The sequence below is a fragment of the Asticcacaulis sp. P2_B1 genome (assembly GCF_056404915.1).
On the sequence record NZ_JBFUDD010000009.1, the window covers coordinates 1 to 24,312 of the forward strand.

At 64.5% G+C, this 24,312-nt stretch carries 5 protein-coding genes; all 5 read right to left on the bottom strand.

Features of this window, described 5'->3' with window-relative positions:
• On the bottom strand, positions 1-2,486 hold a 2,486-nt coding region (locus AC1DX3_RS17215), incomplete at its 3' end, for a hypothetical protein (protein WP_476990553.1).
• Positions 2,483-3,172: a hypothetical protein gene (locus AC1DX3_RS17220; RefSeq protein WP_476990554.1), complete on the bottom strand. Its 690-nt coding sequence runs from the start codon at positions 3,170-3,172 to the stop codon at positions 2,483-2,485. The genes AC1DX3_RS17215 and AC1DX3_RS17220, both read right to left, overlap by 4 nt.
• Before the next feature lie 13 nt (positions 3,173-3,185).
• Positions 3,186-6,374 carry a CHAT domain-containing protein gene (locus tag AC1DX3_RS17225; protein ID WP_476990555.1) on the bottom strand — a complete coding sequence of 1,063 codons (3,189 nt, stop codon included), beginning with the start codon at positions 6,372-6,374 and terminating at the stop codon, positions 3,186-3,188.
• Positions 6,371-22,159, bottom strand: a complete 15,789-nt coding sequence (locus AC1DX3_RS17230) for a beta strand repeat-containing protein (protein WP_476990556.1) — start codon at positions 22,157-22,159, stop codon at positions 6,371-6,373. Before AC1DX3_RS17230 ends, AC1DX3_RS17225 begins: the two co-directional genes overlap by 4 nt.
• Before the next feature lie 149 nt (positions 22,160-22,308).
• Positions 22,309-24,123 (bottom strand): ShlB/FhaC/HecB family hemolysin secretion/activation protein, encoded by a 1,815-nt coding sequence (locus AC1DX3_RS17235; protein WP_476990557.1) that lies wholly within the window; start codon positions 24,121-24,123, stop codon positions 22,309-22,311.
• Between the last annotated feature and the right edge of the window lie 189 nt (positions 24,124-24,312).

Consider the following 24,312-nt stretch of genomic DNA (forward strand, 5'->3'; position numbering starts at 1 on the left):
TCCTTGGCCTCGTCCGCGGCGCCCTTGGCGGTATCTTCCGCTTCCTTGGCCGCGCCCTTGGCTTCGTCGGCAGCGTTATCGGCGGCATCCTTGGCTTCCTGGGTAGCCTCCTTGGCCTTTTCGGTCGCTTCCTCCGCTTCCTCCTTGGCGTCGTCGACCGCCTGTTTGGCTTCGTCGACAGCTTCCTTGCCGGCGTCCTCGGCTTCTTTTTCCGCCTCTTCCGCCTCTTTTTTCGCTTCATCGACCGCTTCCTTGGCCTCTTTCTTGGCCTCGTCGACTGCCTCTTGCGCTTCCTTCTTGGCCTCTGCAGCCGCCTGTTTGGCTTCGTCGACAGCTTCCTTGGCGGCCTCTTCTGCCTGCTTTTCGACCTCTTCAGCCTTCTCTTCGGCTGCCTTGACCGCTTCCTCCGCCTCTTTCTGAGCCGCTTCCGCTGCCTGCTTGGCCTCATCCATGGCTTCTGTGGCCGCGTCCTCAGCCTGCTTAGCGACCTCTTCCGCCTTGTCCTTGGCCTCCTCAGCCGCCTTCTTCGCTTCCTCTACGGCCGCCTTGGCTTGCTGCTTGGCTTCGTCCACGGCTTCCTTCGCCGCGTCCTCGGCCTGTTTGGCGACCTCTTCCGCCTTGTCCTTGGCTTCCTCGGCTGCTTCCTTCGCTTCTGCTATCGCCGCCTTGGCTTCCTGCTTGGCTTCATCAGCCATTTCCTGGGCCTTGGCCTTGGCGGCGTCAGCCTGTTTCTTGGCCTCGTCCATCGCGGCCTGCGCCTGCTTCTGCGCCTCGTCCACCGCCTTGTTGGCTTGCTCGGCCAGGGCCTTTTCTTCGTCCATGGCCTTTTGAGCAGCTTCATTCAGCATCTGCTGACCCTGCTCCATGGCCTCATTGGCCTTTTGCTCGGCTTCCTTGGCAGCCTCATCGATCTGGTTGGCGAGGTCGGTGGCTTCCTTTTCGAGCTGGCTGTAGGCGTCGTTCGCCATATCGATGGCATTGTCGATGAGATAGTTGGCCATCTCCTGGGCCTTGGCCAGCTGGCTTTGCAACTGCGCCAGGATATCGGCCATTTGGTCGCGAACAAAGGCCTGGGCCTGCTGGAAGATGTCATTGATGGCGTCCAGCGCCTTTTCGAACAGGTCGTCGACCTCCTGCTCCAGGGCGTCGAACTTGCCCAGCAGATCGGCCAGCTCGTTGTCGAGACCGCTTTCCAGATCCTGCTCGAACTTGTCGACGGTCTTGAGAAGGCTCGACGGATTGGGGATCATCTTGCCGCACGGCAGTATCTCGTAGCCGGCGTCGATCAGGCTAACCGCCGGATAGAGTATGACCGCCTTGGCGAGGGCGATCGCCGCCTTGGCCTTGTTGAGCATATCGAGCGCCTGGGCCTTCAGCGCCGCGATCTTGGCCTTGGCAGCGGCGCGAATGGCCTCAGCCTTTTGCCGCGCCAGGTCCGCCAACCTCTGGGCCTCGGCCAGCATGGCGGCGATCTTGGCATTGATGGCGTCGATCGCGGCCTGAGCCTGGGCGATCATGTCGTTCATTTTCTGTTGCAAGGCACGCGCCTCGGCCTCGGCCTTCTGCTTCATTTCGTCGGCCTTGGCCTTGGCGTCGGCCGCAGCCTTCTCGGCCTTTTCACGGGCATCTTTCAGCGCCTGTTCCGCCTGCTTCTTGGCCTGGTCGATCTTTTCCTGCGCCTCCTTGACCTTCTTCTCGGCCTCTTTCTGGAGCTCGGCCGCCTTTTTTTGCGCATCGTCGACGGCCTTTTGCGCCTTGTCGGCCATCTCCTGGGCCTTCTTTTCGGAGTCGGCGATGGCCTGCTCGGCCTCTTTTTGCAGCTCGTCAGCCTTTTCCTCAGCGGCGGCTATGGCCTTGTCCGCCTGCTCTTCCAGCTCCTTGGCCTTGGCCTCGGCCGCCGCTTTTGCATCGTCGACAGCTTTTTCGGCCTGCTTTTGCAGCTCGTCGGCCTTTTCCTCGGCGGCTTCGACGGCCTTTTCCGCCTTGTCCTGCATTTCCTGGATCTTGGCCTCGGCCTCAGCCTTGGCCTCTTCGGCCTTCTGCTTGATTTCGTCGGCCTTCTGTTCGGCGTCGGCCAGTTTCTGCTTCGCCTCGTCCTGCAAGGCCTGCGCCTTGGCCTTGGCTTCCTCCTTCAACTGATCCGCTTTGGCCTTCATCGCTTCGGCTTTTTCTTCGGCCTCCTGCTCGATCTGGTCGGCTTTTTCTTCCAGGGCCTGCGCCTTCTTCTCAGCCTCTTCCTCTATTTCCTGGGCTTTCTCCTCCAGCTGCTCTGCCTTTTGCGCCGCCTCGTCCTTCGCCTTCTGCGCCATGGCCTGAGCTTCGGCCAGCTTGCCTTCTGCCGCCTTCTCCGCCGCCGTCGCCTTTTTCTGCGCTTCGGACGCCGCATCGGCCATGGCTTTTTGCGCCGCGTCCGCGCCCTTGTCGGCGGCGGTCTTTGCGGTATCGGCCATCTGCTCGGCCCAGGATGAGTCGTCGCCCGGGGTCATACGTAACGTCCGTAGTCTTGCGCCAGCCGTAGCCGTAACGCACTCAAGACCAATTCCGCCGGAAAGTGCTCGCGCAGCAGCACCTGAGCCCACGCCTGGTTCATGAAGTCGACACCCCAGAAGGCGCGGCAAACACAAACCACCAAGGGCGCGTCGCTCAAACCGCGCAGGCCGAGGTTCTGCACCGTCGGCAACGCCTGTTCGACCGCCGTGCGCGCCGACGGCTGCGGCGGCCGGTCAAACAGTACGACCGGCAAGGCGGCGACGGTTTGATCCAGGGTCGGTGCGCCCACCAGTTCCGCCGGGATGAACAAGGGTAAGTTCGAGCGTCGCAACTGCGCCCGGTTCCATGCCGCCTCCCCTGCATCTTCCGGCAAGGTCAGCACCGCCCGGTCGCGCGTCGGATAACCGCGTGTCAAGGCGGCGCGAATCTCCGGCTCCTCGTCGAAATTGGGCGCGATCTTCAGCATGAACTCGCAAAAGGCTAGGCACGAACGTTGCTGATTCAGGCCCCAAAGCTCGGCGCGGGCCAGCATATGGTTGACGATCTGGGCCTGCACATGTTGCGGAAAGCGTGTCAGGATATCGGCATATTTGGCCGCCAGCGGCTCGCGCAGACGCGCAGCAAACGCCGGACGGGCATAGTCCGCCAACGCTTCCTGGGTCGTTTCCGAGACGACTAACATAGCCCTTTTATCCTTACTGCGCCGACGCCGTCGTCATGCGCGTGTTCGTCAGCATCGACTTGCTGCCGTCGCCGATTAGCACATAGGCGCCCCAGAAATAGGGATGCGAATATTGCGGTTGCCCGATCAAGGTCGTCTGCGCCTTCCTGAGCGCCGTGCCCATATCGTAGATGCGGCCGGTGCTGTAGAAGGTCTGGATCAACTGATCGGTTTCGCTCGACGCCGGCACGTTCCAGTAGGTCGCCATGACCGCCCGCGCCCGCGCCGTGATAAAGGCGCGCACCAGGCCGTCCAGGGTCGCCGCCGACTCGTCCTGACCCGACAGGCGGCCCAGTTGTCCGCTGACGCCGGCAGCGGTGTCACAGGCCGATAGTACGACGAGATTGGCGTCGAAACGCATCTGGGCGACATCGGGGAAGGTGAGGAAACCGTCCGAGACGATCTGGCCCGACGCGTCGATCGGCGCCACCGAAGTGATCAGGGAAGGCGGCACGTCAGAGCAGCCGAGCTTGCTTTCCGGGATACCGTGGGTGGCGAAATGGACGACCTGATATTGCTCATAGGCGCCGGAATCGCTGTTCTGCATCAGGGCGGTGTCGGTGAAGGCCGAGCCCGTCACCTCCGGCGCGCCGGAGACCCCCAGGGCATTCGCCGCCAGGCCGATTTCCTCGGCGCTGACCGGCTTGTTCGACGCCATGATGCCGAGGAAATCGCCATAGTCCATGTCGCAGCCGCCGATATTGATCTTCCTGCCGGCATAGGACGACAGATCGGCCGGCGGCGGCGCGTTCTGGCCGAAACCGATGAAGGGATGCGCGGCTTGGGAGGGCGGCAAGCTGCGTGAAATCAGCAGCGAGCGCGGCGACAGGGCGTAATAGACGTCCGAGCGATAGGCCAGGAAATCGACATGGCTGTAATCGTAGGGCGCCGTCTTGGCCGAGGCGAGATAGCGTTTGACGCTGTCGGCACTGGTCACCATGACGCTGGCCGGCAGGTTTTCCAACGGTCCCGACGGATCGACAATGATGGCTCGCGACAGACGCAGCTTGGCTTCGGCCGGACCGCTGATCAGGTGGAACAGGGCATAGGCCGCCTGAACATCGAAATAAGGCAGTTGCCCGCTGTCGTCACGGATCGACAGGCGCACACGGTTGGATATCTTGGTCAGGGCGTCGGAACTGACAGCGATCCGATAGAGGAAGGTCTCGCCGCGGCCAATCACGATAGCGTAGCTGTGCTGTTTGAGCTCGGTGACCTTGAGATAGAACTCACCAGGCTTCAACGCGGCGCGGATGTCGGCAATGGTGACCAATTGGTCGTCGACCATGCGGAAGTGCGGGTCCGCGGCCAGCTGAGTATTGACGGCGATCAGTTCGTTTTCCGCCGTCTGGCGCTGCTGATCGAGATCGGCAACGGCCGCGGCGTCAAGCGTCGAATTGGTCGATATCTGGTAGCGTAGCTGAACAACCTTGCGTTCCAGTTCGGAACGGTCCCTGACCTTGGCGCCCAGGGCGCTATCACCGGTGACAACATTTTGCAGCTGCGCGACCTGGCGGGCGACCGCCGGCTCGCCGATGGCCTGGATGGCCTTGAAATAGAGGTCTTCGGCGCCCGATGTCGGGTTGGCGGCTGCCTTCTGGATCAGGGTGTCGAAATAGGGCTCCAATTCCGCCGGCTGGCGCTCGCCGACATCGCTGGACGCCAGCAGGGAGTCGATCGCGCTGCTATAGGCCTTGATGATCTCGTCGGGGCTGACGGACGCGTCACGCGACAACAGGCTGGCCCGTTCCAGCTGAGTTTCGGCGATGACCGGGCCGGCAAAAGCGCTGGAGCCGGTGACGGACAGGATGGCGGCGCTGGGGGCCAAGTCGAACAGGCAAGCGCTGCTATCCTTGAGCATACCGCCCTGCAACAGGGCCAGCGCACAATCGAAACTCGCGATCGCGCCCGTGGTGTCGCCTTGACGAGCCTGCAAGCGGCCCTTCTGGCGCTCGATTCGCGCCTTCATACCCAGTAGACTATCGGCGCGCACACTTTGCTGCAGCAAGTTGACATAGACGACGGCCTGATCAAGCGCAGCGGAGGCCTTGTCATTGTCGCCGGCGCCCAGCCAGGCGACGCTGGCGGCCCAGTTGCGTTGGGCTTCCAGCAGCTTGGCCGCCAATTCGCCGCGATCGACGACCGCGGCCGAACCGGTGGCGCGATTATTGGGCGAGGTTTGGTTCAAGGTCGCCAAGGTCGCCGTATCCATCAGCGGATTGCTGGCCCGCTCGCCCGATTGCAGGGCGGTCAATGCATCGGTCCATTGGCGGCGATTGATGGCGTCGAGCGCTTCATAGGTCGACAATTTGCGCAACAGATAGGATCCGACCTTGTCGGTCCCGTTGGCACTGAGCAGGGCCCTGGCATCGGCAAAGTGGGCATCGGCCGAATCGAACTGACCGATATTGGAATCGGCGACGGCGGCTTCGAGATCGAACTCCGCCTTGGTGAAGGTAGCCGTGTCGGGCCGCAACCGGCTCAGGCCGTCATTCAGCATACGCGAGGCTTCGACATAGGAGCCTTGCTGATTAAGCAGTATGCCCTGACCCAGGGTAACCTCGGGCAGGAAGTTGTCATTGCCGGGCGCGGACGCTGTGGCGGACACAGCCGGCGCCGCCGGCAGGCTGGACGGATCAATCGAGGGCGTGTCGTCCTGATAACGATCCTTGATTGGCGGCGCCACCTCGGCCAGGGTACGCAGCCCCGCCTCCATTGGTCCGGTAGCGGTGAAGGCCGCCTCGCCGCGATAAAGATATTTGCCGCGCTTGAAACTGGCCGACACCAGGGGAATGCCGCCCGAACTATCGAAACACTGACGGGCGTCGACCGGCCCGATATCCTTGATTTCCGCCGCCCTGTCCTCGGCACACGGCTCGGTGGCGGAGCCAGGATATTCGGCATTGATGATCATCAATGTGCCCTGGGATCGGCCGGCGGCGACGCCGCGGCAGATGATGGCATAGGTACGGTCGTACTTGCTGACACGCGGGTCGTTCCACGTCCGGCTGGCCGTGCACGGTTCGCCATTGGCGTCGCGCCCCAGCAGGAAGGAGTCCGGGATCGGGGTTTCAGCCGCGCGCACCGGCGCAGGGACCGCGAAGGCCGCCACCCCAAGAACGGTGGCTGTCACAACTGGGACGATTACACGCAGGAGCGTCATTGCGGGGTCCCCTTGGCTGGGCACGGACGGGCGGGATTGTTGGGATCGCATGGTTCGTCGAGGGTCGAGGCGGGCGCCGCGATATCGGAGAACAGGGTCTCGTTGTTGGAGCTCAGGACCGAGTCGAACGACAGGTCGGGCGCCACCGTATTGAGGACATTGACCTTGCTGCTGTCGAAGACGTTCAACGGCGGCTGGACCAGGGACGAGGACAGGCAGGCCGTTGCCGCGCCGATGACGCAGCCATTGATCCGTGTATTGCCAGGGCTGACCGGTCCGCTGAGGACGATGATGTTCTGACCCAGCAGGGCCGAACCCACGCCCTGGACCTGATTGATTTCGCCATAGACGGCAAAGGCGTTGAGCGCCGAGGCGCTGTCGGCGTCGATCTGGATGGCGCCTTCGGTCGGCGTGGTCAGGGTGCCGCCCAGGACGACTCCGGTGTTCTGACCGGCCAGGCCAGTGTTCTGGAACATGGCGAAGCTGGCATAGTGGACCTTCATCTGACCGGCGCGGATCAGGATCGGATCGGCATAGACGGTGCGGGCACGATAAAGCGTCGAGCCGGGCTGGCTGACATAGTTGCGCGCCGCCACCTCGGCCGTGATCGGGGTTTCGCCGGCATCGACACCGATCGAGTCAAGGAAGTTGAGCTCCTGGCCGGCGCCGATGGCGTCACCGCGCAGCTCCAGGACACCCTGGCCGACATCGATACGGCCGCCGGCGTCGGCGGTCGCCGAAATGCGGATGACCTTGGCCTTGGCATTATCGTCATCGGCCGAACCGCCGAGAACGACGGTGCGGGTTCCGGTCGTAGCGCTGAACTTGTCGGCGCCAGGATCGGTCATGAAGCGTCCCGAAATGTCGATGCGATCAGTTGTGAAGATATTGACCGTCGTCGCCGGATCGACCAGCGTCCAGGCCGTATCGCCGATGCGGACGGCATGGTCGTGGGCGTCGAGTGTGACCGCGCTGTCGGCGCCCGAGGCCTTGATATGGTTGAGCTCGGTCTCCGACAGGTCGAAGCCCGCCGTGCCTTCCGGGTCGGTGCCCAGGCGCAGATCGCCGCTTGAGTTGACGATAATCGTCTTGGCCGCGATGTCGCCGGTGAAGTCGCCATCGGCGCCGTTGAGCGTGATGGTATGATCGGCCGCCGTAACATCGCCCAGGCGGATAAGGCCCGCCGCGGTGACGTCGATATCGTCGCCAGTGCTGGTCAGGGACGCCAGATGGACGTCGCGGCCCGAGTCGATGGCCGTCTTGCCGCCCGAGGTCAGCGAGCTGGTAACATTGACATCGCCCACTCCTGCTGTCTTCAGATCGGCTGTCGTGCCGGCCATCCCCGTTCCGAGGGTGAGATCGCCCGTGTTGGCGGTAACCATCAGGGCGTTTTGCGCCGTCGCCTGGCCGAGGTCGACCGAGCCGCCGGTGACGACGACGTCGCTTCCCGTGCTTTGGATCGTGCCGGCATTGGCATTGCCGCCCGCCGTCAAGGTGGCCAAACCGCCCGAGGTCAAGGTCCCGGTGATGCTGGCCTTGCCCGAGGCCTTGACCAGGGCCGTCGTACCGGCCGTGCCGTTACCGAGCGTGGCATCGCCGGCATCGGCGATCAGGGTGAGCACCTGGCCGGCGGCGCCGGTTCCGACCGTAGCCGCGCCATTGCTGGCCTCGACCGTCAGATTTTGGCTGGCGTCGGCGGTCGTGAGATTGACGGTTTGACCCGTGACCACGACATCGCCGCCCGTGCTCCGGATCAGGTTGGCGACAGCATCCGTGCCCGCCATGTCGGTAACGAGACCGGCAGCCGTCAGCGAACCGGTAATATCGGTCTTGCCCGACGCCTTGATCAGCGCCGTGGTTCCGGCCGTACCGGTCCCCAGCGTGGCGTTGCCGGCATCGGCGACCAGGCTGAGCGACGAACCCGCCTTGGCGGTACCAACCATCAGGTCGCCTGCCGTGGCGGTCGTATTCAACTGCCCTTTGGCGTCGCCATTGGTGACATTGACCGAGCCGCCGGTGATGATGATATCGCTGCCCGTGCTCTTGATCGTATTGATTGTGGCCGCGCCGCCGGCCAGCAAGGTCGCCGTGCCGCCCGAGGTCAGGCTATTGCTGACATCGACCTTGCCGGCACCCCGGACTAACGCCGTCGTCCCGACCGTTCCGGTGCCCAGGCTGGCATCGCCGGCCGCGGCGATCAGGCGCATAGACCCACCGGCCGTGCCGGTGCCCAGTGTCGCGGCGCCGGCGCTGGCTTCCATATCGAGATTGTTGTGGGCGCCCGCCGCCGTGACCGTAACCGTCTTGCCGTCGATCAGGACGTCACCGCCGGTGCTCTGGATCAGGTTGGCGACAGCATCCGTGCCGGCCGTGTCGGTAACCAGGCCGCCACCGATCAGCGAGCCGGTGATCGTGGTCTTGCCGGACGCCTTGATCAAGGCCGTCGTACCCGAAGTACCCGTACCGAGTGTGGCATCGCCATCGCCGGCAATCAGGCTGAGCGCAGTATTAGCCTCGGCCGTATCGACCGTTTCCGCACCGCCGGTAACCTTGACGTCGGCCCCGGTCGAGCGGATCAGGGTGGCGTGGGCCATGCCACCGGCCGTCAGGGTCGCCGTGCCGCCGGAAATCAGCGAGGTCGTGACGTCAGCCTTGTTGAAGCCCTTGACCACGGCCGTGGTGCCCGCCGTGCCGACCGCAACCAAAGCGTCTCCGGTCGTGGCCGTGACTGCCAGGGCCTTGTTCGCCTTGGCGGTCGTGACATCGACGTCGCCGCCGGTGATATCGACATTGCCGCCTGTGCTTTCGACCGACGCAATTGTCGCCTTGCCGCGCGAGGTGATGCTGGCCGTGCCGCCTGAGGTTAGCGAAGTGACATCGGCCTTGCCGGACGCATTCAGGGTCGCGGTATCCCCGGCCGTGCCGGTCGTCAGGGCGATGTCGCCGGCCGTCGACTTGAGATCGAGATCAGTCCCGGCCTTGGCGGTGACGATCTTCAACAGACCGGCTGTAGCGGTCACGTCGAGCGCCTTATTGGCGTCAGCGGTCGTGATATCGACCGTTCTGCCATTGACCGAGATATCGCCACCCGTGCTCTTGATCAGCAAGGCCTTGGCGTCGGTGCCGGCATTGATGGTGAGCTTGCCGCCGGACGTCAGGGCCGTCATGATGGTCGTCTTGCCCGACGAAGCCAAATCCGCTGTCGTACCCGCGGCGCCGGTGGCCAGCAACAGGTCGCCACCGGTCGTCGTAATCTTCAGCGCCTTCTTGGCCATAGCCTTCGTGACACCGACGCTGCCGCCGGTGATGTCGACATCGCCCGCGGTGCTCTGGACCGAGGCAATGGTCGCCTTGCCGCCCGTGGTTACACTGGCCGTGTTGCGCGCCGTCAAGGTGGTGATATCGGCCTTGCCCGAAGCGTTGAGCGTTGCCGCGCCATGGGCCGTGCCGGTCGTCAGCGCAATGTCGCCGTTCGTCGCGGTGAGGTTCATGTCGGTGCCTGAGGTAGCCGTCGCGACTTTCAGCAGACCCGCCGTAGCGGTGACATCGAGCGCCTTTTTGGCATTGGCGGTCGTGATATCGACCGTCCTGGCATTGACCGCGATATCGCCACCGGTGCTGGCGATCAGCAAGGCCTTGGCGTCCGTACCGGCTGTAACCGTCGCCGTGCCGCCCGAGGTCAGGGCCGTCGTGACGGTCGTCTTGCCCGAAGAGGTCAGGTCCGCCGTCGTACCCGCCGTGCCGGTGGCCAGCAGCAGGTCGCCGCCGGTCGCCGCGATATCGAGCGCCTTGTCGGCGGTCGCCGTCGTGACATCGACGCTGCCGCCGGTGATGGCGACGTTCGCGCCGGTGCTTGTGACCGAAGCTATGGTCGCCTTGCCGCCGGACGTGACACTGGCATTACCGCCCGAGGTCAGCGCGTTGACATCCGCCTTGCCTGTGGCATCGAGCGTCGCCGCGTCGCCGGCCGTGCCGGTCGTCAGGGCGATATCGCCGGCCGTGGCATGCAGGCCGAGATCGGTGCCGGCCTTGGCCGTGGCAATCTTGAGCAGGCCGGCTGTAGCCGTGACATCGAGCGCCTTATTGGCCTCGGCCGTCGTGATGTCGACCGTCCTAGCATTAACCGAAATATCGCCGCCGGTGCTTTCGACATCAGCTACGGTAACCTTGCCGCCGGCGTCGATGGTCGCCGTGTCGCCCGCCGTCAGAGACGTCGTCACAGTCGCATTGCCGGTTGCACTGAGCAGGGCCGTACCACCCGCCGTACCGGTATCGAGGACGGCATTGCCGGCCGTCGCCGTGACCGACAGGTTGTCGTCAGCATTGGCCGTGGTGATATCGGCGCGACGTCCGGTGATGACAATATCACCATTGGTCGTCTGAACCGTTGTCACCTTGACGAGATCGCCGGCGGTAATCGTGGCGGTGTCGCCCGCCGTCAGGGAGGCAATAGCAAGATCGTCATTAGCCGTAATCGACGCCGTCGTGCCGGCCGTTCCCGTGCCCAGGATCGTGTCGCCGACCGTCGCGTTCAGGCTCAGGGCCTTGTTCGCCTCGGCGGTTGTGACATCGACTGTACGGCCGCCGACAACGATGTCGCCGCCCGTGCTGCGGATCAGGTTGATCCTGGCGTCCCGACCGGCCGTCACCGTGGCATTACCGCCCGAGATCAGCGAGGTCGTGATCGTGGCGTCGCGCGAGCCCTGGACCAGGGCGGTCGTGCCGGCCGTCGCCTGGTCAACGGTAATATTTCCAGCACTGTTGATAAGACTGAGCGCACCGTCGGCATTGACCGTGCCGAATGTGGCATCGCCACCGGTGACGGTCGCCGACAGGTCGCCGAAGGCGTCGGCGGTCGTGACATCGATCGTCTTACCCTTGAGCACGACATCGCCGGCGGTGCTTTGGATGAACAGCGCCTTGGCGGCATTGCCGGCGTCCAATGTTGCGGTTCCGCCGGAAATCAGTGAGGTGGCAATGGTGGCGTCATTCGACGCCTTGACCAGGGCCGTGCCGTTGGCCGTGCCGGTGTCGAGCGTGGCATCGCCGGCCGTTGCCGTCAGCGAGAGATTGCCGAAGGCAGCGGCATTGGTGACGTCGACATCGGCGCCCGTCACTTCAATGTCGCCAGCCGTGCTGTTGACAGTGGTAATGTCGGCCAGGGCTCCGGCCGTGATCGTCGCCTTCCCGGCCGAGGTCAGGGAATTGACATCGGCTTCCGTGGCGGCATCTATGGTCGCCGACGCGCCCGCCGTGCCGGTCGTCAGCGCGACCTTACCGGCCGTTGAGGTGATCCCCAGATCGGTGTCCGCACCGGCCGTCGTGACATCGACATCGCCACCCGTGATCGCCACACCGCCGCCGGTGCTCCTGATCAGAAGTGCCTTGGCGGTACCGCCGGCATCCAATGTCGCTGTACCACCCGAGATCAGCGAGGTGGTGATCGTCGCGTCATCGAAGCCCTTGACCAGGGCGGTACCGTTCGCCGTACCGGTATCGAGTGTGGCGTCGCCGGTCGTCGCCGTCAGGCTGAGATTGTTGAAGGCGTCGGCATTGGTGACGTCGACATTCGCGCCCGTGACCTCGATATCGCCGGCAGAGCTCTTGACCGTCGCGACATCGGCTAGGGTGCCAGCGGTAATCGTCGTCTTGCCGACCGAGGTCAGGGAATTGATATCGGCTTCCGTAGCGGCATCGACTGTCGCAACGCCACCCGCCGTGCCGGTCGTCAGCGCGACCTTACCGGCCGTTGAGGTAATGTCCAGATCGGTGCCCGCGTCAGCAGTCGTGACATCGACATCGCCACCGTTAACGACAACGCCAGCGCCCGTGCTCCGGATCAACAGTGCCTTGGCCGTTCCACCGGCATCCAAAGTCGCCGTACCACCCGAGATGAGCGAGGTCGTGATCGTGGCGTCGTTCGAGGCCGTGAGTGAAGCCGTGCCGTTTGCCGAACCTGTGCCGAGCAAAGCGTCCCCGCCCGTCGCGTCGATCGACAGGTTATTGTCCGCGATGGCATTGGTCACGTCGACATTGGCACCAGAGACCACAACATCGGCCCCGGTGCTTTCAACCGAAGCAATCTTCGCCAAGGTGCCCGCCGTTACCGTCGCCGTGCCGCCCGAGATCAGAGAGGTCGTGATAGTGGCGTCGCCGGATCCCTTGACCAGGGCCGAACCATTCGCCGCGCCGGTATCGAGCGTCGCATCGCCGGCCGTCGCCGTTAGGGACAGGTTGTTGAAGGCATCGGCATCGGTGACGTTGACATCCGCGCCTGTGACCTCGATATCGCCGGCAGAGCTCTTGACCGTTGCAATATCGGCCAGGGTACCGGTCGTAATCGTCGCCTTACCAACCGAGGTCAGGGAATTAACATCGGCTTCCGTGGCGGCATTGATGGTCGCCGCCCCCCCCGCCGTGCCGGTAGTCAGCGCGACCTTGCCGGCAGTCGAAGTGATGTCCAGATCGGTGTCCGCGTCAGCAGTCGTGACATCGACATCGCCCCCGCTTACGACAACACCGGCGCCGGTGCTCCTGATCAGCAACGCCTTGGCCGTGCCGCCGGCATCCAAATTGGCCGTACCGCCGGAGACCAGTGAGGTCGTGACGGTCGCGTCGTTCGAGGCCGTAAGGGATGCCGTGCCGTTTGCCGAACCTGTGCCGAGCAAAGCGTCCCCGCCCGTCGCGTCGATCGACAGGTTATTGTCCGCGATGGCATTGGTCACGTCGACATTGGCACCAGAGACCACAACATCGGCCCCGGTGCTTTCAACCGAAGCAATCTTCGCCAAGGTGCCCGCCGTTACCGTCGCCGTGCCGCCGGAAGTCAGGGACGTGGTCACCGTCGCCGCACCGGCGCCCTTGACCAGGGCGGTCGTGCCAGCGCTACCCGTATCGACCGTCACATCACCGGTATCGGAAATCAGGTTAAGGGTGCCACCGGCCGTCGCCGAACCCAGGTCGGTATTGCCATCCGTGGCGTCAGCCTTGAGATTGCCAAAGGCTGTCGCCGTCGTCACGTCGATGCTCTTGGCATTGATGGCGACATCTCCGCCAGTGCTCTGGATCAGCAAGGCCTTGGAAACATCGCCGGCATTGAGCGTCGCCTTGCCGCCGGAAATCAGCGAAGTCGTGACGGTAGCATCGTCCGCCGCCTTGATGAAGCCTGTGCCGTTGGCCGTGCCGGTACCCAGGGTGACGTCGCCGGTCGTGCTCTTCAGCGACAGGTTGGTGAACGCTTTGGCCGTGGTAATGTCGACGTCGGCGCCGGTCACTTCGACATCGGCGCCGGTGCTTTCGACCGAGTTGATCTTGGCCAGTGTTCCGGCAATGATCAGGGCCTTACCGCCCGAAGTCGCCGTATCGAAGGTCGCGGATCCGGCTGTGGCTCTGGCGTCCAGGCCGCCGAAGGCATCGGCGGTCGTGACATCAACGCTCTGGCCGATAATACCGATATCGCCCGCCGTGCTTTGGATCAGTAGGGCCTTGGCCGCATTGCCGGCGTCCAAGGTCGCCTTGCCACCGGAGATAAGAGAGGTCGTGATCGTGGCGTCGTTCGATGCCGTGAGCGACGCAGTGCCATTGGCCGTGCCGCTGCCGAGTGTGCCGTCGCCAGCCGTCGCCGTTATCGCCAGGTCGGTATCGGCAATAGCCATGTCGACATCGGCGTCAGCGCCGCTGACAACGACGTCCGCGCCTGTGCTTTCGACCTTGGTGACATCGGCCAGATTACCCGCCGTGACCGTTGCCGTCCCGCCGGCCGTCAAGGACGTCGTAACATTGGCATTGCCGCCGCCCTGGACCAGGGCCGTCGTGCCGGCGCTGCCGGTATCGACCATGACACTGCCGGTATCGGAAACCAGGCTGAGCGCGCCGCCGGCCGTCGCCGTGCCGAACTTGGCCAGACCGCTGGTCGACTCGGCGTCGAGGCCACCAAACGCATCGGCTGTCGTAACGTCGATCGAGGTCCCCGTGATGCCGACATCGCCGGCCGTGCTTTGGATCAGCAGGGCCTTGGCCGCATTGCCGGCATCCAAGGTCGCCTTGCCGCCGGAGATCAGAGACGTCGTGATCGTGGCGTCGTTCGACGCTGTGAGCGACGCCGCGCCATTGGCGGTGCCGGTATCCAGGGTCGCGTTGCCGCCCGTTGCCGTGATCGACAGGTCGTTGTCGGCAATAGCCGTGTCGACATTGGCGTCAGCGCCGCTGACTACGACGTCCGCGCCCGTGCTTTCGACCTTGGTGACATCGGCCAGATTACCCGCCGCGACCGTAGCCGTCCCGCCGGCCGTCAGGGATGTCGTTACACTGGCATTGCCGCCGCCCTGGACAAGGGCCGTCGTCCCGGCGCTGCCGGTATCGACCGTGACATTGCCGGTATCGGAAACCAGGCTAAGCGCGCCGCCGGCGGTCGCCGTGCCGAACTTGGCCAGACCGCTAGTCGACTCGGCATCTAGCCCACCGAAGGCATCGGCCGTCGTAACGTCGATCGACGTCCCGGTAATACCGACGTCGCCGGCCGTACTCCGGATGAGCAAGGCCTTGGCGGTATTGCCGGCATCCAGTGTCGCCGTGCCGCCGGAGATCAGTGAGGTCGTGATCGTGGCGTCGCCCGAGGCCTTCAACAGCGCCGTGCCATTGGCCGTGCCGGTGTTGAGCGTCGCGTCGCCGCCTGTCGCCGTGATCGACAGGTTGTTGTCCGCCTTGGCATCGGTCACATCGGCGCTGCCGCCGGTGATGACGACATCCGCGCCGGTGCTTTCGACCGACGCGATCTTGGCCAGGCCGCCGGTCGTGACGGTTGCCGTACCCACCGACGTCAGCGAATTGACATCGGCCTCGCCCGAGGCTGTGACCAGGGCCGTCGTCCCGGCCGTGCCGGTCGTCAGATCGACATCGCCCGCGGTCGAACCGAGATTAAGCGCGGCGCCCGCCTTGGCGCTGTCCACCTTAAGCAGGCCGGCATTGGCCGTCATGGTCAGGTTGTTGAAGGCGTCGGCGCTGGTGACATCGACGCTGTTACCGGTGACAACGACATCCGCTCCGGTGCTTTGGATCAGGGGCGTGGTCGCCACATCGCCGGCCGTCAGGGTCGCCGTACCGCCCGAGACGAGCGAGGTCGTCACATTGGCCGTGCCCGACGCCTGAACCAGGGCGGTCGTGGCCGCCGTACCCGTGCCAAGCGTGGCGTCGCCACTATCGGCGATCAGGGACAGAGATCCACCTTGGGCGTCCGCCGTCGTGACATCGACCGTATCGGCGCTGACAGCGACCGAAGTTCCGCCCGTAACCGTGCCCAGCCGCGCCTTGGTGCCACCGGCAACCGCGACGGCGCCGGCCGTAGCTTCGAGATTGGCGCGAGCCCCGGCGCCGACGCCGGTGACTTCACCGTTGGCCGTGACATCGACATTGCCGGTATTGCTCTTGACCGAGACCAGGCGAGCATCGCCGTCGGCCTTGACGGTCGCGGTACCGCCCGAGGTCAGGGAGGTCGACACGCTGACATCGCCGGCGCCGCCGGTCGTCTCGACATCGGCAGTCGTTCCGGCCACACCGGTGCCGAGCTTGAGATTTCCGTTGTCAGCGATCAGGCTCAACGAGCCACCCGTCGCCGTCGCATTCGTCACATCGATCCGGTCAGACGTAACGCCGATGGCATTACCGGCCTGAACCGTGCCCAGCAGCGTCTTGGTGCCGCCGGTGACCGTGACATTGCCGATCGTTGCTTCGAGATTGCCGCGATCGCCCGAGGTCAGGCCGGTGACTTCGCCATTGGCGCTCACCGCGACATCGCCGGTATCGCTCTTGACCGTCACAAGACGCGCATCGCCGTCAGCGCCGACCGTAGCCGTGCCGCCGGCGGTCAGAGAGGTCGAAACCACAACGTCCCCTGCCCCACCCGTGGTCGAGACATTGGCCGTCGTGCCCGCCGTACCGGTGCCGAGCCGGGCATCGCCATTGCTGGCGGTCAGGGTGAGCGCCTGATCGGCGTCGGCATTCGTGACATCGACACTGGCGCCCGTCACAGAGACATCGCCGGCCGTACTGGTCACCGAAGCGACCGTGGCGGACGTACCTGCGCCGACCGTCGCCAAGCCCGCCGCCGTCAATGTGTTGACATTCGCGGCGCCACCCGCCGTCACGGTACCTGTCGTACCAGCCATCAGCGTGCCGGTCAGATTGGCGTTGCCATTGGCATCCAACAGGGCCGTCGTGCCCGAAGATCCGTTGCCCAAGGTCGCGTCGCCGGTATCGGCGACCAGGCTGAGCGAACCAGTGCCGGCATTGGCGCTGGCGACATTCAGCGTGTCGGCGCTCACATCGATCGCATTACCCGCCGTCACGGTACCGAGACGCGCCTTAGTGCCGCCTGTCACCGTGACATTGCCCGCCGTCGCTTCGAGATTGCCGCGATCATTGGTGGTCAGGCCGGTGACTTCACCGCCGAGCGCGGTCACATTGACATCGCCCGTATCGCTCGTCACCGAAACCAGGCGCGCATCACCGACAGAGTTGACCGTCGCCGTGCCGCCGGCATCGAGCGAGGTCGAGACGATGACATCGCCGGCTCCGCCGGTTGTCGCCAGACCGGCCGTCGTGCCGGCCGTGCCGGTGCCCAGTTTGGCGTCGCCGTTGCTGGCCGTCAGGGTCAGCGCCTGATCGGCATCGGCCGTCGTGACATCGACACTGGCGCCGGTGACAGAAATACTGCCTGCAGAACTGGTGACCGAAGTGACCGTCGCCGCCGTCCCGGCCTGGATCGTCGCCGCGCCGGCCGAGGTCAGGTTGTTGACATTCGCCGTGGTACCGGCCGCGACATCGGCTGTCGTGCCGGCGTTAAACGTGCCGACCAGGGAGGCATCATTACTGCCTTGCAGGAACAGGAAGGTGCCCGACGAACCGCCACCGAGGCGCGCATCGCCGGCATCGGCGACCAGGTTGACGGAGCCCAGGGTGGCCGTCGCATTGGAGACATCGACTCGGTCGGCAGCGACATCGATCGAGGTCCCGGCCGCGACTGTGCCGAGCAGCGCCTTGGTGCCGCCCGTGACCTTGACCAGGCCGTTCGTGGCTTCGAGATTGGCCCGCGCGCCGGACGTCAGGCCCGTGACCTCGCCACCGGCCGCCGTGACCGTCACCGCGCCGCCGTCGCTCTTGACCGAGACCAGGCGAGCATCGCCGATGGAGGTGATCGTTGCGTCGCCCGTCGCTTCCAGAGATGTGGAAACGATGACCTCGCCGGCCCCGCCTGTGGTCGAGACATCGGCGGTCGTCCCGGCCGTGCCGGTACCCAAGGCGGCGTTGCCATTGCTGGCGGTCAAGACCAGGGCCGTGTCCGCGTCCGCCGTACCGACATTGACGCTGGCGCCGGTGACCGAAATATCGGCCCCGGTGCTGGTGACGGAATCCGCCGAAGCCACTGTACCGGCCTGAATCGTCGCCGTGCCGCCCGTTGTCAGAGTACCGGCATGGGCCGCGCCACCGCCGATGATCTGGCCCGTCGTTCCGGCAGTGAAGGCACCCGTCAAGGACGCGTCGCCACCAGCCTGGAACAAAGCCGTCGTACCCGAAGAACCGCTGCCCAGGGTGGCGTTTCCGGTGTCGGCGAACAGGCTGACCGCGCCTGTGGCGTTGGTGCTGGTGACATCGATCACGTCGGCCGTGACGCCGATATCCGTGCCGGCCGTGACAGCGCCCAACCGCGCCTTGGTGCCGCCGGTGACGGTCACCGTGCCCAAGGTCGCGGCCAGATCGGCGCGGCCGCCAGCGCCAATGCCGGTGACTTCACCCGAAGAAGCCGTGACATCGACATTGCCGGTATTGCTGGTCACCGAAGCCAGGCGGGCGTCGCCATCGGAGGTTACCGTGGCGCCACCTGTCGATTCCAGAGATGTGGAAACAACGACATCGCCATTGCCGCCCGTCGTCGAAATCGCCGCGGTCGTGCCGGCCGTGCCGGTATCCAAAGACGCATTGCCATTGCTGGCGGTCAGGACCAGGGCCGTCGCAGCATCGGCACTACCGACGTCAAGGCTGGCGCCGGTCACCGAAATATCGGCGCCTGTGCTGGTAACGGAATCCGCCGTAGCCACCGTGCCGGCCTGGATCGTCGCCGTACTGCCGGTCGTCAGATTGCCGGCGTGGGCCGTACCGCCGCCGATGATCTGGCCGGTCGTCCCGGCATTGAAGGCGCCCGTCAAGGAGGCATCGTCGCTGGCCTGCAACAGCGCCGTCGTGCCCGATGAGCCGCTACCCAGGGTCGCATCGCCGGCATCGGCGAAAAGACTGACCGCCCCCGTGGCATTGGCGCTGGTCGCGTCGATCGTATCGGCCGTCACATTGATATCCGTACCGGCTGTCAGCACGCCCAACCGCGCCTTGGTCCCGCCGGTCACTGTGACCGTACCCAAGGTCGCCGCCAGATCGGCGCGCCCGCCAGCGACGCCGGTCACTTCACCGCCCGCAGCCGTGACATCGACATTACCCGTGTCGCTGGTCACCGAGACCAAACGGGCATCGCCGTCTGAAGTGACGGTGGCTGTACCGGTCGCATCCAGCGAGGTGTTGACGATGACATCACCATTGCCGCCCGTTGTCGACACATTCGCGGTCGTTCCGGCCGTGCCGTCGCCCAACGTCGCATTGCCGTTGCTCGCCGTCAGGACCAGGGCCGTCGCGGCATCCGCATGGGTAACATTGACGCTGGCGCCCGTCACCGAAATATCGGCGCCCGTACTGATGACCGAATCCGCCGAAGCTGCGGTGGCCGCCTGAATCGTTGCCGTGCTGCCGGTCGTCAGATTGCCGGCATGCGCGGTCGTGCCACCGATAATCTGGCCAGTCGTTCCCGCATTGAACGTGCCGGTCAGGGACGCATCGTCGCTCGATTGCAACAGCAAAGACGTCCCCGAAGAGCCGCTGCCCAGGATCGCATCGCCGGCATCGGCGAACAGACTGACCGCGCCCGTGGCGTCGGCACTGCTGGAATCGATCGTATCGGCTGTGACGGCGATATCGGTGCCGGCCGTCACAGCACCCAGTACCGCCTTGGTGCCGCCGGTTACCGTGACCTTGCCGAGCGTGGCTTCGAGATCTGCCCGTCCGCCTGCGCCCACACCTGTGACTTCGCCGCCGGTCGCCGTGACCGTGACATCGCTGGTATCGCTCGTCATCGAGGCCAGGCGGGCGTTGCGGATCGAGGTGACGGTTGCCGCGCCGGTCGCATCCAGCGAGGTCGACACCGTGACGTCACCCGCCCCGCCCGTCGTTTCCATGTCCGCCGTCGTGCTCGCGGATCCTGTACCCAGCTTGGCATTGCCATTGTCGGCGATCAGGCTCAGTGAGCTGCCGGCCGTGGCATTGGCCACATCCAGCGTATCGGCGGTGACGTCGATCGATGTGCCCGCCGTGACCGTACCCAGCAAGGCCTTGGTGCCGCCCGTGACCTTGACCAGACCGGCCGTGGCCTCAAGATTGGCGCGATCGGCGCCGGTATGACCGGTAACTTCGCCGACAGCCGTGACATCGACAGCGCCGGTATCGCTCTTGACCGAAACCAGGCGCGCGTCACCATTGGCGTTGACCGTGGCATTGCCGCCCGCCTCGAGCGAGGTGGTGACGACGACATCGCCGGCCCCGCCGGTTGTCGCAAGGTCGGCCGTCGTCCCGGCCGTGCCGGTGCCCAGCTTCATATTACCGTTGGTGGCCGTCATGACCAGGGCGGTATCGGCTTCGGCCGTCGTGACATCGACGCTGGCGCCCGTCACAGATACGTCGGCGCCGGTGCTCTTGATCAGGGTGGCGTCTGCCGTCGTGACGGCATCGATCTTGGCGGTGCCACCAGCCGTCAGGCTGTTGACGTCTGCCGCGCCGCCGGCGCTGACCGTACCGGTCGTCCCTGCCGTAAAGGCACCGGTCAGGTCGGCATCGCCGCTGGCCTGCAACAGCGCTGTCGTCCCCGACGACCCGCTGCCCAGGGTGGCATTGCCGGCGTCGGCAATCAGACTGACCGCACCCGCATCCGCCGTGGCGCTGGTGACGTCGACCGTATCGGCGCTGACGTCGATATCGGTCCCCGCCTTGACCGTACCGACCAAGGCCTTGGTGCCGCCGGTGACCCTGACCAGGCCGGCCGTGGCTTCCAGGTTGCTGCGTGAGGTCGGGGTCAGGCCCGTAACCTGGCCGGTGGCCGCCGTGACGATGACGTCGCCGGTGTCGCTCCTGACATTGCTCAACCGTGCATTGGCGCCCGTGGTGACCGTCGTCCCACCCGTGGCATGCAGTAAGCCATTGCCCGTGACATCGCCGGTGGCATCCAGGCTTAGAGTCTGGGCCGCGCCGCCGACCGTGAGCGCCTTGGTCGAGATGGCGCCGGCCGTCGTTTTCAGGTTCAGATTGCTCTCGACATGGACATTGCCGACCGTGATATCGCCGTCGCGCGCACCCAGGCCTAGCAGGCCCAGGCCATTGACGTCCGCCAGGGTCACATCTGCGCCTGCCCCGGCGGCCACCACGACATTGGCCGTGCGCGTCGCGCCACCGTTCAACGTCGTATTGAACAAATTTATGGCGCCGGAGGACGTCAGGTTGAGCGTGCCCGTGGCGCTGGCGTCGTCCTTGTTCGACGTCAGGGTCAGGGCGGTCGTGCCGTGCGAAATATCGCTGCCGGTAATATCGACCCGCCCGCCCGCCGCTTGTGCGCCGGCCAGGACGATATTGTCGCCGGCCACGGCATAATTGCCCTCTGCCGTCACCGGCCCGATGACCTGGACGTCGCCCTGGCCCGTGGCGATGACGTCGCCGGTGGAGGTCAAGGTGCCGCGCGAATCGATCTTGGCGGCCAAACCGACGTCGCCAAAGGTCAGGCCCGCCTGGGTTCCCGTCGCCGCCACGTCCTCGCCGACCGACAGGATGACCCGGCCATCGACCGAAGTCGCCTTCAGCTCGGCGCCGGAATTGACGTTCAACAGGACGTCGGTAATATCGGCCGACCCGCCCATGATGATGGAATCACCGGTCAGCTTGCCCGACGACCCGACCTTGACCTTGGCGGTGGCCAAGGTCGTGCCGGCGTTGATGGTCATGCTGAGCGGGCTGCCCGGGCTATAGGTCAGGCTGAGATCCCTGGCCGCGACCAGGGCAATGTCGCCGCCGGCATTGATCGTCTTGTCGGCCGTTATGTCCTGGCCGACGATCATCAATGGCCCGCCGGTCGTGATGGCGCCTGACCCGGTCAGGTTGATCGCACCCGTCGCCGTCCACAGGGGATTGAGCGTGCCGTCGCCATTGATCCCTGTCTTCATGGCATAGACGCCATTGCCGTCGCTGAAATCCGCGTCGGTGACATTGAGTGTCGACAGGAACAGCGAGCCAGTATTGATGGCGGCGCCGTTGCCGACCAGGATACCTGACGGATTGAGCAGCCACACCGAAATATCGGCGGAGGCATTCAGCGAGCCGTTGATCTGCGACGGCCCAAGAAGGCCCGATACGCGATTGAGCACGGCTAGGTCGCCGGCCGCGGTGCCGTGGTCGAAGGTGACGGTCTTGCCGTTGCCGATATCGAAGGTCACCCAGTTGATGACGGTCGACGTGTCGTTGAGATCGACCGTCACATCATTGGCCGTGGTCGTGATGGTGGGCGTGCCCACGCTTGGCACGCCGCCGGTCGGCAAGGGAGTCGCCCCGGCATGGCCGGCGGACATGGTCCAGACGATGAGAAGCGCCGTTGTGCCGGCCAAGTGCCGGCGGTGATGCATGGTCGCTGACGAAATTGTAGCGCTCATCGTTTCGACTCCTGTAATGTCTCTAGAGCGCAATCCAAGACCGCAAAGCCGGAGATACGCTCCCACTTTTTGTATAAATTGCGCGTCAAAACAAAAGCTTAGAGCAAATGACGATTTATATGGGCGTCATTTTGCTCTAGTCTTCTCGATTAATTCGAACTCGGCACAAACTGGGTCGTCAAAGAAAACATGATGCGGCCCGGCGGTTCCTTGGCGTCGATCGTCAAGGCCTTGTCGAGCGGCTTGGCATAGTAGATTTCCGCCACCATTTTCGGCAGGTAGAAGCGCAAGCCCCCACCCCAGGACGCGAGCGTCCGGTCGTCTTCCGTCGTGCCGATATCCTTGTTCCAGATATGGACGCTGTCATAGAAGCCGAATGCCTCGGTCTGGAAGGCGGTATTGTGCGGCAGCTTGGCGCGCAGTTCGGCACGCAGGCCGATGGCGCTGTCGGCGCTGTTGGCGCCGGGATCATAACCGCGGCCTATATTGAGATTGCCGACGGAGAATTCCTCGTAACTAAGCAGGGCGTCACTGGCCCACTGGCCGCGCAGGGCGCCGACCAGGGTGAAGACTGGCCCCAAACCCCAATTGGCATCGGCATCGAGTCTGACGACGGTCGCTTGCGGGTTACCGTCGAAGCGTGACGGCGTAAAGCCGTCAACCTGGACGCCCTTCTTGGTAGCATCGAAGGCATCGAGGCCCTGACGGACTTCCAGGTCGCCCTTGAGCAGGAAGCCGTGGCCGTTGCCGGTATCGGGACGGCGCATCAAGCCCTGGGCGCGGATATAGGCGACGCTCATCTTGTCGAGGTTGAGCGGCGCGGAGCCGCCATTGCCGTAAATCTTGGTCTTCTGCTCGACGAGATCGAGCCCGGCGGCAACGCCGAAGTCGCGGCGCAGCGAACGCAAGAAGGGATGGAAATATTCGACATTGACGATCGATGACACGGTGCGCAAATCCAGCGCCCCCAGGTCCGGCCGCGAACTGGCATAGATATAGCTGGCGCCAATCGTTGAGCCGTCCTGCCCCAGACCCATATTGTGACCGACCTGGACGATCTTCTGCTCATCGCTGTCCAACGTGTCCGACAGGCCGATATAGGTGACGTCTTCGTGGTGGGTCAGGCCGTAAAATTCGACGCGAACATAACCGGTTTCGGGGCCAACCTGGCGCGAGCCAAGGTTCTGCACATTGGCCAGGATCTTGTAAGGGATGGTTTCGATGCTGAGATCGCCGATAACAGCGCCTGGCGTGGTACCCGCCGAGCGCAGGGACAGCTTGACGTCGAGGCCCGGCACGTCGCTGGTGAGCAACAATATCTTTTCGGCATCAAACTCGTTGAGCGGATTGAGCGCCTGCAGTTCGGCAATACGCTCGTCCATCAGACCGCGGTAGGCGCCGGGATCGCCGTGGACGTGAACTTCAGTGATGTGGGCGGTGACGACCATCAGCTGCAACACGCCCGACGACATGTCCTGCGGCACGATCTGCACCGAAGCGATATAGCCGGAATTGCGCAACAACAGATTGGCGCGGTCGCGGATGGCGCAGACATTGCGAATCGGTTGCGGACCTTGGGTCAGAGGACCGAAGCCATCGAGAACATGGGCGATACCCGGCGGCAGGTCGCCATTGCCGATACCCTTGAACTGCACCGAATTGATGCTGACCTGCAGGTCCGACGTGTCGAGTGTGCACGGCACCACGGCATTGGCCTGGGAACTGTCGATATTGACATTGGCATGAGAGAGCGATGTTGGCGGAGGCGTCCCAACTTCTTCGCGCGTCGGTGCGTTGCGCTCGGTGCCATAAGGTCCCTTTTCAGGGAGGTCTACCGGCGGAGGCGGTGGCGGTGGCGGCGGTACCACGACCTGCGCGCCTACCTGCGCGCCATAGGTCAATACCGCCAGAACGGACAACGCGCCCGCACTCGTGATGAAGTTTCGCGTGAACCCTCGACGCATGGTCAGCCCCTCGTCTATGAGACAATGCCGCAGATTTTTATGAAATTTTTACTATTTTTACAGAGCACAAGCTATCGAACGCACCTTAGTCCGGAAACGGCGAACTTCAAGATGTTTTCTGACCGTCGTTATCTGACGATGTCGGAAATGTGATCATTGCGTGGCCATAATGGGACGGTAACCGGCGGC